The organism is Peribacillus sp. NPDC097295, assembly GCF_044761665.1.
GTDB lineage: Bacteria > Bacillota > Bacilli > Bacillales > DSM-1321 > Peribacillus.
The window spans coordinates 212,888-227,515 of record NZ_JBIWCW010000002.1; the positions used below are offsets into that span (position 1 = coordinate 212,888).

Annotated in this window: 16 protein-coding genes; all 16 read left to right on the top strand. The window is 43.6% G+C overall.

Going from position 1 to position 14,628, the window contains the following annotated elements:
* Window positions 1-157: 157 nt before the first annotated feature.
* Window positions 158-679, top strand: coding sequence for a F0F1 ATP synthase subunit B (gene atpF / locus ACIQXN_RS04285; protein ID WP_402870335.1), 522 nt, complete (start codon window positions 158-160; stop codon window positions 677-679).
* Entirely contained in the window at window positions 676-1,212 is a 537-nt protein-coding gene (locus tag ACIQXN_RS04290; RefSeq protein WP_402962181.1) for a F0F1 ATP synthase subunit delta, read from the top strand. Before atpF ends, ACIQXN_RS04290 begins: the two co-directional genes overlap by 4 nt.
* A 24-nt stretch (window positions 1,213-1,236) precedes the next feature.
* Window positions 1,237-2,745 (top strand): F0F1 ATP synthase subunit alpha, encoded by a 1,509-nt coding sequence (atpA, locus tag ACIQXN_RS04295; protein ID WP_402962183.1) that lies wholly within the window; start codon window positions 1,237-1,239, stop codon window positions 2,743-2,745.
* A gap of 37 nt (window positions 2,746-2,782) precedes the next feature.
* Window positions 2,783-3,643 (top strand): F0F1 ATP synthase subunit gamma, encoded by an 861-nt coding sequence (locus tag ACIQXN_RS04300; protein WP_402962185.1) that lies wholly within the window; start codon window positions 2,783-2,785, stop codon window positions 3,641-3,643.
* Window positions 3,644-3,730: 87 nt separating this feature from the next.
* Complete coding sequence (atpD, locus tag ACIQXN_RS04305) at window positions 3,731-5,128, top strand: F0F1 ATP synthase subunit beta (protein WP_402962187.1); 1,398 nt, start codon at window positions 3,731-3,733, stop codon at window positions 5,126-5,128.
* Window positions 5,129-5,152: 24 nt separating this feature from the next.
* A complete protein-coding gene (locus ACIQXN_RS04310; RefSeq protein WP_402962189.1) occupies window positions 5,153-5,554 on the top strand; it encodes a F0F1 ATP synthase subunit epsilon in 402 nt (133 codons plus the stop codon).
* Between the two features lie 353 nt (window positions 5,555-5,907).
* Complete coding sequence (locus tag ACIQXN_RS04315; RefSeq protein ID WP_402962191.1) at window positions 5,908-6,282, top strand: NADH-quinone oxidoreductase subunit A; 375 nt, start codon at window positions 5,908-5,910, stop codon at window positions 6,280-6,282.
* A 26-nt stretch (window positions 6,283-6,308) separates the two neighbouring features.
* Window positions 6,309-6,785 carry a NuoB/complex I 20 kDa subunit family protein gene (locus ACIQXN_RS04320; protein ID WP_402963326.1) on the top strand — a complete coding sequence of 159 codons (477 nt, stop codon included), beginning with the start codon at window positions 6,309-6,311 and terminating at the stop codon, window positions 6,783-6,785.
* Window positions 6,786-7,793: an NADH-quinone oxidoreductase subunit C gene (locus ACIQXN_RS04325; RefSeq protein WP_402962193.1), complete on the top strand. Its 1,008-nt coding sequence runs from the start codon at window positions 6,786-6,788 to the stop codon at window positions 7,791-7,793.
* A 4-nt stretch (window positions 7,794-7,797) separates the two neighbouring features.
* Entirely contained in the window at window positions 7,798-8,898 is a 1,101-nt protein-coding gene (locus tag ACIQXN_RS04330) for an NADH-quinone oxidoreductase subunit D (protein WP_402962195.1), read from the top strand.
* Between the two features lies 1 nt (window position 8,899).
* Complete coding sequence (gene nuoH, locus ACIQXN_RS04335; protein ID WP_402963329.1) at window positions 8,900-9,907, top strand: NADH-quinone oxidoreductase subunit NuoH; 1,008 nt, start codon at window positions 8,900-8,902, stop codon at window positions 9,905-9,907.
* A 34-nt stretch (window positions 9,908-9,941) separates the two neighbouring features.
* The gene (nuoI, locus tag ACIQXN_RS04340; RefSeq protein WP_402962197.1) at window positions 9,942-10,361 is read left to right on the top strand and encodes an NADH-quinone oxidoreductase subunit NuoI; all 420 of its coding nucleotides are present in this window, start codon (window positions 9,942-9,944) and stop codon (window positions 10,359-10,361) included.
* Window positions 10,358-10,882, top strand: a complete 525-nt coding sequence (locus tag ACIQXN_RS04345; protein ID WP_402962199.1) for an NADH-quinone oxidoreductase subunit J — start codon at window positions 10,358-10,360, stop codon at window positions 10,880-10,882. Before nuoI ends, ACIQXN_RS04345 begins: the two co-directional genes overlap by 4 nt.
* The gene (gene nuoK / locus ACIQXN_RS04350; protein WP_402962201.1) at window positions 10,879-11,193 is read left to right on the top strand and encodes an NADH-quinone oxidoreductase subunit NuoK; all 315 of its coding nucleotides are present in this window, start codon (window positions 10,879-10,881) and stop codon (window positions 11,191-11,193) included. Before ACIQXN_RS04345 ends, nuoK begins: the two co-directional genes overlap by 4 nt.
* 43 nt (window positions 11,194-11,236) lie before the next feature.
* Window positions 11,237-13,108 carry an NADH-quinone oxidoreductase subunit L gene (gene nuoL / locus ACIQXN_RS04355; RefSeq protein ID WP_402962203.1) on the top strand — a complete coding sequence of 624 codons (1,872 nt, stop codon included), beginning with the start codon at window positions 11,237-11,239 and terminating at the stop codon, window positions 13,106-13,108.
* Window positions 13,105-14,628, top strand: a complete 1,524-nt coding sequence (locus ACIQXN_RS04360) for a complex I subunit 4 family protein (protein WP_402962205.1) — start codon at window positions 13,105-13,107, stop codon at window positions 14,626-14,628. The genes nuoL and ACIQXN_RS04360 overlap by 4 nt, the downstream gene beginning before the upstream one ends.

Below are 14,628 nucleotides of genomic sequence, written 5' to 3' on the forward strand. Positions count from 1 at the left end.
AAAAGTTCAAAAATGGCGAAGTTCGTTCCATGTGAACCTTCGCCTTTCCTTTATGTCCACAATCCTGTTTTAATACATTTTAAGAGCACAGTTTTCTAAAAGTTCATTCATAAATGAACGCTTAAGAAGTGAAACTCGTGAAGGGAGTGAACCAAGCGTGTTAACAAGCAGCTTTGTACTTGGGTCATCAACTGCCGGCTTCAATGGCGGAGATATGATATTCCAATTAGTTATGTTTATAATTTTGTTAGCGTTGCTGAAGAAATTTGCATGGGGTCCTCTAATGGGCATCATGACTCAACGTGAAGAACACGTTGCAAATGAAATTCAAGCAGCTGAAGCTAGCAGACAAGAAGCACTTAAATATTTAGAAGAACAACGTGAGATCGTTAAGCAATCTCGCACTGAAGCTGGACAACTTATCGAAAACGCAAAACTTCAAGGTGAAGCACAGCGTGAAGATATCGTGAAACAAGCACGTCTGGAAGCTGATCGTGTGAAAGAATCAGCTAAGCGTGAAATCGTACAGGAAAAAGAAAAAGCCATCAATGCATTACGCGAGCAAGTGGCATCTCTATCCGTACTTATTGCTTCTAAAGTGATTGAAAAAGAATTGTCTGAAGCTGATCAAGAACAATTGATTAACGAATACATTCAAGAGGCAGGAGAAGGGAAATGAGCGATATAACAGTAGCAAAACGTTATGCCGTTGCCCTTTTCCAAATTGCAAAAGAGCAAAACCTCATTAACCAACTTGAAGCAGAACTTCGCGTAGTAAATGAAGTTTTTACAAATGATAATGAGCTATTAGGTTTTTTAGCTCATCCTAAAATGACTAAAGATGCAAAACGCACTGTAGTTGCCAATGCATTTACAAGCATTTCTCCATCCATTCTTAACACTGTATTGTTAATGGTAGAACGTCATCGTACAGATGAAGTACCTGCCATGGCAAAAGAGTTCATTGAACTTGCGAATGAAGAAAATTCAGTGGCGGATGCTACTGTTTATACAGTTCGTCCATTGACTGAAAACGAAATGGAAGCAGTGTCTTCATCTTTTGCTGCAAAAATCGGCAAAAAACATTTACGTATTACTAATGTTACGGATAGCAATATTCTTGGCGGCATCAAACTTCAAATCGGTAACCGCATTTATGACGGAACGATTAGCGGCAAGCTTGATCGCCTAAGCAAACAACTATTAGGTTAATATTCACAGATAGGGGTGAAATTCATGAGCATCAAAGCTGAAGAAATCAGTGCGCTGATTAAAAAGCAGATTGAAAACTATCAGTCGGAAATTAAAGTAAGCGATGTAGGTACAGTTATCACTGTTGGTGATGGTATCGCTCGCGTTCATGGTTTAGATAATGCAATGTCTGGGGAGCTCTTAGAATTTTCTAATGGTTCAATGGGATTAGCACAAAACCTTGAGCAAAATAACGTTGGTGTTGTTATTCTTGGACCTTTCAGAGACATTCAAGAAGGCAGCGAAGTGCGTCGTACAGGCAGAATCATGGAAGTACCAGTTGGAGAAGAATTAATCGGACGTGTAGTAAACCCACTTGGACAACCTATTGATGGTCTTGGCCCAATTGCTACTACAAAAACTCGCCCAATCGAAAGTCCTGCAACAGGTGTTATGGACCGTAAATCAGTTCATGAACCACTACAAACAGGAATTAAAGCAATCGATGCTCTTGTGCCAATCGGACGTGGACAACGTGAGTTAATCATCGGTGACCGTCAAACTGGTAAAACATCAGTTGCAATCGATACAATCTTGAACCAAGCTGACCAAGACATGATCTGTATCTACGTGGCTATCGGTCAGAAAGAATCAACAGTTCGTGGAACAGTTGAAACACTACGTAAGAATGGTGCTTTAGATTACACAATCGTGGTATCTGCATCAGCTTCTCAACCAGCTCCACTATTATACCTAGCACCTTATGCTGGTGTAACTATGGCTGAAGAATTCATGTTCTCAGGCAAGCATGTTCTAGTGGTTTATGATGATCTTTCTAAACAAGCATCTGCATACCGCGAACTTTCCTTGCTGCTTCGCCGTCCTCCAGGTCGTGAAGCATTCCCAGGGGATGTATTCTACTTGCATTCTCGTTTACTTGAGCGTGCTGCTAAATTGAATGACACTTTAGGTGCTGGTTCAATTACTGCACTTCCATTTGTTGAAACACAAGCAGGCGATATTTCTGCATACATTCCAACAAACGTTATTTCCATCACTGATGGACAAATCTTCCTACAATCTGATTTGTTCTTCTCAGGTGTACGTCCTGCGATTAACGCTGGTCTTTCCGTATCACGTGTTGGTGGATCTGCGCAAATCAAAGCGATGAAAAAAGTTGCCGGTACATTACGTCTTGACTTGGCTTCATACCGCGAATTAGAGGCATTCTCTCAATTCGGATCTGATCTAGATGCTGCTACTCAAGCTAAACTTAACCGTGGTGCTCGTACAGTTGAAGTTCTTAAACAAGATTTGAACAAACCAATTAAAGTAGAAAAACAAGTTATGATTTTCTACGCATTAACAAAAGGCTTCCTAGATGATATTCCAGTTTCGGATATCCTTCGTTTCGAAGAAGAATACTATGTGTTCCTAGATCGTTCTCATCCAGAATTATTAGATCACATTCGCACAACAAAAGGTCTTCCTGAAGACGCTGCTATCGTTGCTGCAATTAACGAATTCAAAAAGAACTTCGTTATTTCTGAATAATAAGGTCTAACTAATTTTTAAAGGGTGGTGAGAATGAATGGCCTCTTTACGCGATATAAAGTCTCGGATAACTTCAACGAAAAAGACGAGTCAAATTACAAAAGCGATGCAAATGGTATCCGCTTCAAAAATGAACCGTGCAGAAGCTAATGCTAAAGCATATGTTCCATATATGGAAAAAATTCAAGAAGTAGTATCTAGTATTGCGAACGGAAGCACGGATGCATCTCATCCAATGCTTGCCAAGCGTCCCGTGAAGAAAACCGGTTACCTGGTAATCACATCGGACCGTGGTTTGGCAGGGGCATACAACAGTAGCGTCCTTCGCCAAGTTCATAAAACAATTCTTGAACGCCATAAATCCAATGATGAGTTTGTCATTATCGCAATCGGAAGGGTTGGCCGTGATTTCTTTGTCAGCCGTGGTATGCACGTAGAGCTTGAAGTAATCGGTGTTCCTGATCAGCCTTCTTTCGCTGACATTAACACTCTTGCTAAATCGACAGTGAATTTGTATCTAAACGAACTGTGCGATGAGCTTTATATGTACTACAACCATTATGTCAGCCCAATCCAACAGGATGTAACGGAAAAGCAAGTTCTTCCGTTATCGGACTTTGATACTTCCAATGCTCAATTGACATCTTATGAATTTGAACCGAATGCGGAAGAAATTCTTGAGGTATTATTACCTCAGTACGCAGAAAGTTTAATTTATGGTGCTTTGTTAGATGGTAAAGCAAGTGAGCACTCTGCACGTATGACAGCTATGAAAAATGCAACCGACAATGCGAAAGAATTGATCGATTCACTTTCATTGCAATATAACCGTGCACGTCAAGCCGCAATCACTCAAGAAATCACGGAAATTGTCGGTGGCGCTGCTGCTTTAGAATAGATGTAATTATGGGGGCGGTCCAGCGGACGATGCTTGGCCGTTCCATGAATATGATAGTCGTTATAAGCAACGTAAGGAGGGAAAACGATGAATATAGGACGCGTTACTCAAGTTATGGGTCCGGTTGTTGACGTGAAATTCGAAGACGGACAACTTCCTAAGATCTATAACGCGTTAAGAATCGAAAATAAAGCGTCTGGTACAGGACTAACTCTTGAAGTAGCCCTTCAACTAGGTGATAATACAGTTCGTACTGTTGCAATGTCTTCCACGGATGGTTTAACTCGTGGTGCAGAAGCACTTGATACAGGAGCACCGATTTCCGTTCCTGTTGGTGATGTTACTTTAGGTCGCGTTTTCAACGTTTTAGGGGAAAACATCGATCTATTTGATCCACTTACAGCGGATGTACGTCGTGATCCAATTCACAGACAAGCACCAACTTTTGAGGAACTTTCAACACAAGTTGAAATCCTTGAAACTGGTATCAAAGTAGTAGATTTACTTGCACCTTACATCAAAGGTGGTAAAATCGGTCTTTTCGGTGGTGCCGGTGTTGGTAAAACTGTACTTATCCAAGAACTTATCAATAACATCGCACAAGAACATGGCGGTATCTCGGTATTCGCTGGTGTAGGTGAGCGTACTCGTGAAGGTAATGACCTTTTCTACGAGATGACTGATTCTGGTGTTATTAAGAAAACAGCGATGGTATTCGGACAAATGAACGAGCCACCAGGTGCACGTATGCGTGTAGCTCTAAGTGGATTGACAATGGCTGAATACTTCCGTGATGAACAAGGACAAGACGTTCTTTTCTTCATCGATAACATCTTCCGTTTCACACAAGCAGGTTCTGAGGTTTCTGCCCTTCTAGGACGTATGCCTTCAGCGGTTGGTTACCAACCAACTCTTGCTACAGAAATGGGTCAATTACAAGAGCGTATCACTTCAACTAATAAAGGTTCTGTTACATCTATCCAAGCAATTTATGTACCTGCCGATGACTATACGGATCCGGCTCCAGCTACAACTTTCGCTCACTTAGATGCAACAACTAACCTTGAACGTAAACTTTCTGAAATGGGTATCTACCCTGCGGTTGATCCATTGGCTTCTTCTTCTCGTGCACTTAGCCCCGAGATCGTTGGAGCAGAGCACTATAATGTTGCTCGTCAAGTACAATCAACTTTACAGAAGTATAAAGAACTTCAAGATATCATCGCAATCTTGGGTATGGATGAATTAAGCGAAGACGAGAAAGTAATCGTTGCTCGTGCTCGTAGAATCCAAAACTTCTTGTCACAAAACTTCCACGTGGCTGAACAATTTACTGGTCAAAAAGGTTCTTACGTACCAGTAAAAGAAACAGTTCAAGGATTCAAAGATATCCTAGCTGGAAAATATGACGAGCTTCCTGAAGATGCTTTCCGTTTAGTTGGCCGTATCGAAGAAGTTATTGCTAAAGCAAAAGAAATGGCTTAATTAAGGGAACTAGGAGGTAATGAAATGAAGACCATTAAAGTCAATGTTGTTACTCCCGATGGCCCAGTATATGAAGCAGAAGTTGAAATGGTAAGCACGAAAGCTAAAAGTGGTGAGCTAGGAATTATGGCTGGACACGTTCCAACTGTAGCTCCCCTTACAATCGGTGCTGTTCGTCTTAAAAATGGAAACAACACAGACTATGTAGCTGTAAATGGTGGCTTCTTAGAAGTTCGCCCTGATGTGGTAACCATTTTAGCTCAATCTGCTGAAAGAGCTGAAACTATCGATCTTGCACGTGCTCAAGCAGCAAAAACACGCGCAGAACAAAGATTGCAGAATAATGATGGATCTTATGACTCTAATAGAGCTGGCTTAGCTCTTAAACGAGCTGTAAATCGGATTCAAATTGCAGAAATGCGATAAACTTCAAAAGAAAAAGCACTCCGTGTAATCGGGGTGCTTTTTCTATGTTTTAAACACCTGCTGAAAGTTAGTTCTTGTCACATTGTGTAGGTTCATGTTGACCAGTAACATATAATATCGATTAAGAGAGGAAAGTATTTATCGTATAGACTCTCTGTTCGATGACACTCCGCTTTTTTGGATGGTATAATGTATACGCTTACATTTAATGCCTTTATTCTTCAAGTGGCAGTTTGCTTCTAAAAAAGGGTTACGTCGCATACTTTTTTTAAACGGGTTTTCTATATGAAAATGAAGACAAGCAAACTGTGAATGTACCTTTTAAACATGATTCCTTGTAAGGGAGATGGGACATGGAAGAGTTGCATATTTACCAAAATAATTATTTGATTGTTTTCGTATTCCTTAGCTTGGGGATCTTACTGCCAGTGGTAGCACTTTTTCTCGGAAAGCTTCTTAGACCTCATAAGCCGAATGAGATGAAATATACGACCTACGAAAGTGGAGTGGAGCCTTTCCAGGATTCCAGGGTTCAGTTCAATGTCAGGTATTATTTATTTGGTCTGATGTTCGTTATCTTTGATGTGGAAACAGTGTTTCTTTATCCTTGGGCAGTTGCATATGAAGAATTGGGTTTATTTGCTCTGATTGAGATGTTATTTTTTGTCCTTATCCTATTGTTAGGCCTAATTTACGCTTGGAAAAAGAAGGTGTTAAAGTGGAATTGAAATTAGATAACCTTACTCGCGAAGAAATGGAAGAAATGCGTCATAGTGTTTTTTTATCCACGCTTGAGCAAGTAAAGGCATGGGCTAGAAGCAATTCGTTATGGCCAATGACTTTCGGTCTCGCATGCTGTGCCATCGAAATGATGGGGGTGGGATCTTCCCATTATGACCTGGACCGCTTTGGCTCCTTTTTCCGTACTTCTCCGAGACAATCGGATGTCATGATCGTTTCAGGCACGGTAACGAAGAAAATGGCCCCTATATTAAGGCGCTTGTACGACCAAATGCCTGAACCCAAATGGGTCATAGCAATGGGTTCATGTGCAACGGCTGGAGGTCCATATGTTCATTCCTACTCTGTCGTCAAAGGGGTAGACCAGATTGTTCCGGTAGATGTTTATATTCCGGGGTGCCCACCGAATCCCGCTGCCCTTATCTATGGAATTAATAAATTGAAAGAGAAAATTAGGTCTGAAGCTAAAACTGGAGAGCGGGTGATATAAATGAGTGAAGAGATAGACCTAACGCAGCAGAAAAAGGAGGCCGCAGCGAAAGCAAAAGCAGCAGCACTGGCGCGAAAGCAGGCAAAAGAGAGCGGAGCGGAGGCAGCAGGAGAAGAACAAGATATAGCGAAGCAAAAGGCAGCCGCCGCAGCAAAGGCAAAAGCAGCAGCCCTGGCGCGAAAGCAGGCAAAAGAGAGTGGAGCGGAGGCAGCAGGAGAAGAACATGATATAGCGAAGCAAAAGGCAGCCGCCGCAGCGAAGGCAAAAGCAGCAGCCCTGGCGCGAAAGCAGGCAAAAGAGAGTGGAGCGGAGGCAGCAGGAGAAGAACAAGATATAGTGAAACAAAAGGCAGCTGCCGTAGCGAAGGCCAAGGCAGCTGCACTAGCGAAAAAGAAAGGGACAACAAATAAAGAAGAAGATCCTGAGAAGGCCAAAGCCATTGCTGTAGCAAAAGCAAAAGCCGCGGCAGCTGCGAAAGCAAGGAACACTGTAAAAGAGAGTCCGGAAGATGCGAGCCCAGAAGAACCTTCACCCAACCAACCTATCCTCGATCAACTTATTCAGGCCATTGAACGGCATTTGGGAGAAGATACCCTAGTAGATTACTATATTAATTCCCTTTCAAAAGATATTCCCACCTTGGTTGCTAAACCAGCTACATATTTTCAAATAGCAGATTTTTTACGTCACGATGAAACATTAAATTTTCAATATTTATCAGAGTTGCATGGTACTGACTATGAGACGCATATGGAAATGTATGTTCACCTTTATTCCTTTCTGACAAAACATCCTGTTGCCCTGAAGGTGAAGCTTGATAGGGATTCTCCTTCTATTCCTTCATTGGTGCCGTTATGGCCAGGCGCAAATTGGCCGGAATGCGAGGCTTACGATTTACTGGGTATCCAATTTCAAGGACATCCGGATTTAAAAAGGATCTTACTCGGGGAGGAATGGGTTGGATTTCCGCTTCGAAAAGATTATCAGCCCTTTGATGTGGAGGTGTAGCTCAATGTTACGGACGGAAGAGATGTTACTTAATGTCGGGCCACAACATCCAAGTACACATGGGGTGTTCCGGCTTGTCATCAAAATCGACGGTGAAATCATTAAAGAGGCGACCCCAGTGATCGGGTACCTGCACCGTGGAACGGAAAAGCTCGCAGAAAATCTTCAATATACGCAGATTATCCCCTACACCGACCGTCTGGATTACTTAGCGGCGATGACGAACAACTATGTCCTTTGTCACGCTGTTGAAAGCATGATGGGGGTGGAGGTACCTGACCGCGCAGAATACTTACGGATTATCGCGATGGAGTTGGGCCGTGTGGCAAGCCACCTTGTTTGGTGGGGGACATATTTGCTTGATATTGGAGCAACCAGTCCCTTTTTATATGCCTTTCGTGAACGGGAAATGATCATCAATCTATTAACCGAATTGTCGGGGGCACGGCTCACGTTCAATTACATGAGGGTAGGAGGCGTGAAGTGGGATGCGCCGGAGGATTGGATTGAAAAAGTGGCAGAGTTTATACCCTATATGAGGGAGCAGCTGGTTGGGTACCACGAGCTGGTTACAGGAAATGAGATTTTTGTGAACCGGGTCAAGGGTGTGGGTGTTTATTCGAAGGAGGAGGCACTTTCCTATTCGTTGAGTGGTGCTAACTTAAGGTGTACGGGCGTGAAATTTGATTTAAGGAAAGATGAGCCTTATTCAATTTATAACCGGTTCCAATTTGATGTGCCCACCCGTGAAGAAGGAGATGCTTTTTCCCGCTATCACTGCAGGATGGAGGAAATAGAAGAATCCTTGAAAATCCTAGAACAGGCAGTGGAGCAATTTCCAGCTGATGGACCGATTCTTGCCAAGGTCCCGAAGATCATCAAGGTGCCAAAAGGAGAAGCCTTCGTCCGGATTGAATCCCCAAGGGGTGAAATAGGCTGCTATATTGCGAGTGAAGGGAAAAAGGAGCCGTATCGCTTAAAATTTCGGCGCCCGTCCTTTTATAATCTGCAAATCCTGCCAAAACTGCTCGAGGGAGAAAACATGGCGAACTTGATAACGATATTAGGAGCGATTGATATCGTTTTAGGGGAGGTGGATGGATAAAATGATACTTAATCTGCTTCAATCAGCTCCTAGCCTACTCAATTTTGGTATCTTTTTTGGCTTGGCGGTTCTGCTCTTATTCGTCGTTTTAGGGTTTGTCACCTATGGCATCCTTTCGGAACGGAAAATCATGGGCTTCATGCAGATGAGGATTGGCCCGAACCAAATTGGGGGTAGATGGGGGCTTTTACAGACGGTCGCCGATGTGTTGAAGCTTTTGATCAAGGAAGATACGATACCGAAAAAAGCGGATAAACCGCTATATATACTAGCTCCTGTTATTGCCTTTGCTCCGGCCTTTATGGTATTGGCCACCTTGCCTTTCACCGATGCTTTTCAATTTGCGGATATCGGTGTCGGCCTCCTATATTATGTGGCCGTATCGGGCATAACGACGATAGGAATCGTCACTGCTGGATGGGCGTCCAACAATAAGTATTCCTTGATTGGTGGGATGCGCGCGGCGGCACAAATGATTTCCTATGAAATCCCCCTCGTCATGTCACTAGTGGGAGTCGTCCTGTTGACGGGGAGCTTAAACCTGAATGAAATCGTTGCCGCGCAGGATAAAGTTTGGTTCATTTTCCTTCAGCCACTTGCTTTCATCGTGTTCTTTATCGCTTCCGTGGCCGAGTTGAACAGGGTCCCTTTTGATCTTCCGGAAGCAGAATCAGAGCTCGTTTCTGGCTACCATGTCGAATACTCTGGATTCCGCTGGGCCTTCTTTATGCTATCGGAATATGTATATATGTTTGCAATGGCAACGTTAACCACTGTATTATTTTTAGGAGGATGGAATTCTATACCGTTTCTGGATTTTATTCCAGGAGCTATTTGGTTCGGCTTGAAGTTTAGTCTTGTCTTTTACGTCTTGGTTTGGATCCGTGTTACGTTCCCAAGGATAAGGGTTGACCAATTGATGGAGTTCGGTTGGAAGGTCCTGCTGCCAGTAGCGTTAGCCAATATTTTTCTTACAGCACTTTTTAAAGAATTATTTAATCTATTTTAAAAACGTTCTAGATTTCAGAAAGCGGGGGATCGATATGCTGGGGTTAGCAAAAGGTCTAACGTATACGCTGAAAAACTTGACCAGGAAAAAGGTGACGTATGACTATCCGAATGAACCACTGCCACTCCCTGATCGGTTCCGGGGAATTCAAAAATTCTATCCCGAAAAATGTATTGTTTGTAATCAGTGCGTGACGATTTGTCCGACGGATTGCATTCAGTTAACAGGAAAAAAACATCCGGATACAACGAAAAAAGGAAAAATCATCGATACGTATGACATCAATTTTGAAATATGCATTCTATGTGATCTATGTACAGAAGTTTGCCCGACGGAAGCAATCGTGATGACGAACGAATTTGAACTGGCCGAGTATAGTCGTGACCAGCTATTTAAAAATCTGGAGTGGTTGGATGAAAATGATGAAAATATCCGGAAGGTGAATAAAGTATGAGTTTGTCTGGTGAATTAATTGCTTTTATCGGCTTGGCGATCGTCGCAATAGTAGGCGGGTTGCTGCTGATTACGTTAACGAAAGTGGTGCACATGGTGATTGCGCTGGTCTTTACATTCCTCAGCATTGCCGGCATTTACTTGCTTTTGTCGGCGGAATTTGTGGCTGTCGTACAAATCCTCATCTATTCGGGGGCGATTACGATCGTAATGCTATTTGGGATCATGCTGACCCGCCATCATGAAACGGAAAAACCGGCTAAGGACGGTTGGCGGAAATTCTTTCTGATTTTAGGGATTGCCGGCTTTGCTTTAGTGGTTTATCTAGGCATTTACAATCTGGATATACCAGTTCAGCCAACAAATCTACATGAGGAAAATACGAAGCAAATCGGTATCGAGCTGTTTTCGAAATATGTGATTCCGTTTGAAGTGTTGTCAGTGCTCTTGCTCGTCGCATTAGTCGGTTCCATAGTGTTAGCAAAAAAAGAAGATGATGAAGAGGAGGAAGGACAATTATGACAGGTGTCCCCTTGTCTGCTTACCTCGTCTTGGCACTCGTTTTATTTTGTATCGGTCTATATGGTGCCTTGACCAAAAGAAATGCGGTTATTGTTTTGATATCGATTGAACTGATGCTGAACGCTGCGAATATAAACCTGGTCGCCTTCAGTAAATTCGGGGTCACTCCGTCTATCACGGGTCAAGTGTTTTCATTATTTACGATCACGATTGCTGCAGCTGAAGCGGCTGTTGGGCTAGCCATATTAATGGCACTTTACCGAAATCGAAAAACGGTCAATGTTGATGAAATGGATACGATGAAGCATTGATCGTTCATACAAATGAAGTGTATGAAGAAGGGGATTTGATAAGATGATGGAGAATGCTTGGGTCATACCGATCTTTCCACTCGTCTCGTTTGTGATGCTGCTTTTATACGGTAGACGATGGCGGGAAAAAGGCGCCTATATTGGAATATTATTTACACTCACATCGTTCATTTTATCTGTATTCGTCTTGGTGGAACGGCTGCAGGAGCCTACTTATAAGGTGACGTTGGATTGGCTATCTATCGGCGGGTTGCAGCTTACATCAGGCTTTGAGGTCAACCAACTCAATGCCATGATGCTTGTGATCGTTTCTTTCGTAAGCCTGCTTGTTCAGATTTATTCCGTGGGATACATGAAAGGCGAAGAGCGCTTTTCCACTTTTTATGCTTACCTTGGTTTCTTTACCTTTGCCATGCTTGGGCTTGTGATGGCACCGAATTTATTACAGCTTTATTTTTTCTGGGAGCTTGTAGGAGCCGGATCTTTCCTATTAATTGGCTTTTATTATTATAAACAGGAAGCAAAGCTCGCTGCGAAAAAGGCATTTATCATGACCCGGATTGGTGATGTGGGGCTTCTGATTGGAATCATTCTGTTATTCTGGGAAACTGGAAGCTTTGAATATGGGGATATATTCTCGGCTGTTCAAACGGGTGAGATCTCAAGTGGGAGGTTGACCCTGATTGCAATATTGATTTTTATCGGGGCAGTCGGGAAATCCGGACAGTTCCCGCTCCATACATGGCTTCCTGACGCGATGGAAGGACCTACTCCGGTATCTGCCTTGATTCATGCTGCGACTATGGTAGCCGCCGGCGTTTACTTGGTAGCCACGATGTTTCCTTTGTTTCTGGCAAGCTCGTCAGCCATGCAGGTCGTCGCGGTAATCGGGGGACTTACAGCCATCTTCGCTGCAAGCATCGCCCTAGTCCAAAAAGATGTGAAGCGGGTGCTTGCCTATTCCACTATCAGTCAGCTTGGCTTTATGATGCTAGCGTTGGGTACAGCAGGATATGTCGCAGGAGTGTTTCACTTAATGACACATGCTTTCTTTAAAGCCTTGCTGTTTTTGGCAGCGGGTAGTGTCATTCATGCTTTACATACACAGGATGCCGAAAAAATGGGAGGGGTATGGAAGAAGTTAAAGATAACGGGCCCGTTGTTCTTAATTGGTACGCTCTCGATATCGGGATTTCCCCTTTTGTCTGGGTTTTTCAGTAAGGATGAAATCCTGATGGCAACCTGGGGGAATGGGAGCTATTTTCTATTCACGCTCGCTTTGATCACCTCTTTTTTAACGGCGTTTTATATGTTCCGCTTATTTTTCATGATCTTTGCGGGAGAATCGAGAGGAGCTGTCAATCCCGTTCAAGAGTCCTCTCGCTACATGTTGCTTCCGATGGTGGTCCTTGCGGTGCTTTCCATAGTCAGTGGATATATACAAACTCCGTGGTTCGGTTCCTTCCTGGGTAATTGGCTCGTCGAGGGAGATGAGTCGCTGCTTGGCGTCGGTCACCATGAGGGACCGATATGGATCATGCTGCTGGCTGTGGCCGTTTCCCTTGGTGGTATGTTCCTAGCTTATCTCATCTACGCAAAAAAGGGGCTATCACGCCACTGGCTCATAGGAGAGGACTCCATTCTATATAGAGTTTTGGATAATAAGTACTTCATAGATGAAGCGTACTATTTTACTGTAGGCTATCTTACTAGAGGCTTTAGCTTGTTCCTATCTTATATGGAAAAGTTCATTGTCGGGGGATTGGTGTCTACCGTGACTAGCTCAATAGAAGGGTTAGGGAAAATAGGGGCTAAGCTTCAAACGGGACAGGTACAGCAGTATGGCGTGATTGCCTTTCTCGGACTTGCGGTACTGATGGTCATCTTTGCGTTCACGGGGGGGTATTTGAGATGAACGGATACTTGCTTACGCTATTGGTGTTTTCGCCACTGCTTGGTATGGCAATGGTGGCCATCATGCCTCGAACGGAGGAAAGGACCATTAAGCAATTCGGTTTCTTCGGGACATTGCCACCCCTGATACTGACGTTATTTTTATTTGTGCAGTATCATTCAGGAACAGCAATCTCGTCTTTTGACACCAAGGTGAATTGGATTCGATTTGGGAATCTATCGATGTACGACCCAAACTTATTCGCCGTTAACTTTGAATTGGGTCTGGATGGATTAGCCCTCGTCTTCCTCTTGCTGACGACGATTATCTCCTCGTTGGCGTCCTTGGCCTCATTTTATATAAAGCGGGAGTGGAAGGGATATTACTTATTATTTTTACTTTTAGAGATTGGTATGCTGGGCGTCTTTACAGCGGAAAACCTTATTTTGTTTTTTATCTTTTTTGAAATGACACTGATACCAACATTCTTCTTGATTGGCAAGTGGGGATATTTCGAGAAAGAAAAAGCTTCCTACCAATTTTTAATCTATAACGGAATTGGGTCGGCCATTTTATTGGTGGTGATTCTGATTTTATTTGCCCGGACAGGGACAACGAATATTGCGGCACTGTCCCAGATGATGACAATGGGCGGTGTTTCACTTTTTGCCCCCATTTCCGCTTCGATGAAGTATGGGCTATGCTTGGCCCTTCTTATTGCTTTTGCCATTAAGTTGCCCGTGTTTCCTTTCCATACCTGGATGGTGCGGGTTCATGGCGAGGCACCACCATCGGTCGTCATGATTCATGCAGGAATCCTCTTGAAAATTGGTGCTTACGGAATCATAAGGTTTGGAATGGGGATCTTTCCAGACCAATATCGAAGCCTTGCCTTCGTCCTTGTTCTATTTGGGGTCATCAGCTTGCTGTATGGTGCCTTCTTAGCTTTGGTGCAGACGGATTTCAAGCTCGTTTTAGCCTACTCGTCCGTTTCACATATGGGAATTGTGATGATGGGGCTTGGTGCGTTGAATGAAGTGGGCTTGCAGGGTGCTATTTTTCAGGTGGTCTCACATGGTTTGATTGCTGCTTTACTATTCTTCTTGGTTGCTGTGCTGTATGAGCGAACAGGTACAATGGTGCTTACTAAGCTGGGGGGCCTAGCCAAGTCAATGCCACGCTTTTCGGGGCTGCTATTAGCGGGTGGAATGGCCTCTCTTGGGTTACCGGGCATGTCTGGGTTCATCAGCGAATTCATGGTCTTTCTCGGCTTGTTTAAGAGTCAGCCTGTCCTCGCGGCAATTGGCTCCATCGGCCTCATTTTAACGGCTGTCTATGTGCTGAGAGCTGTACTCATGATGACGTTTGGCAAGGATAATAGTTTGATAGAGAATGAGAAATATGATCTTAAGGGTGCGGAATTTGTATCGACGGCAGTTCTTCTTGGCCTAATAATAGCTGTCGGTGTATATCCTAATCTAATTGGCAGGCCTCTTCAAGGAACGATTGATGCGATCATGCTAGCCGTAGGGGGGCGATGA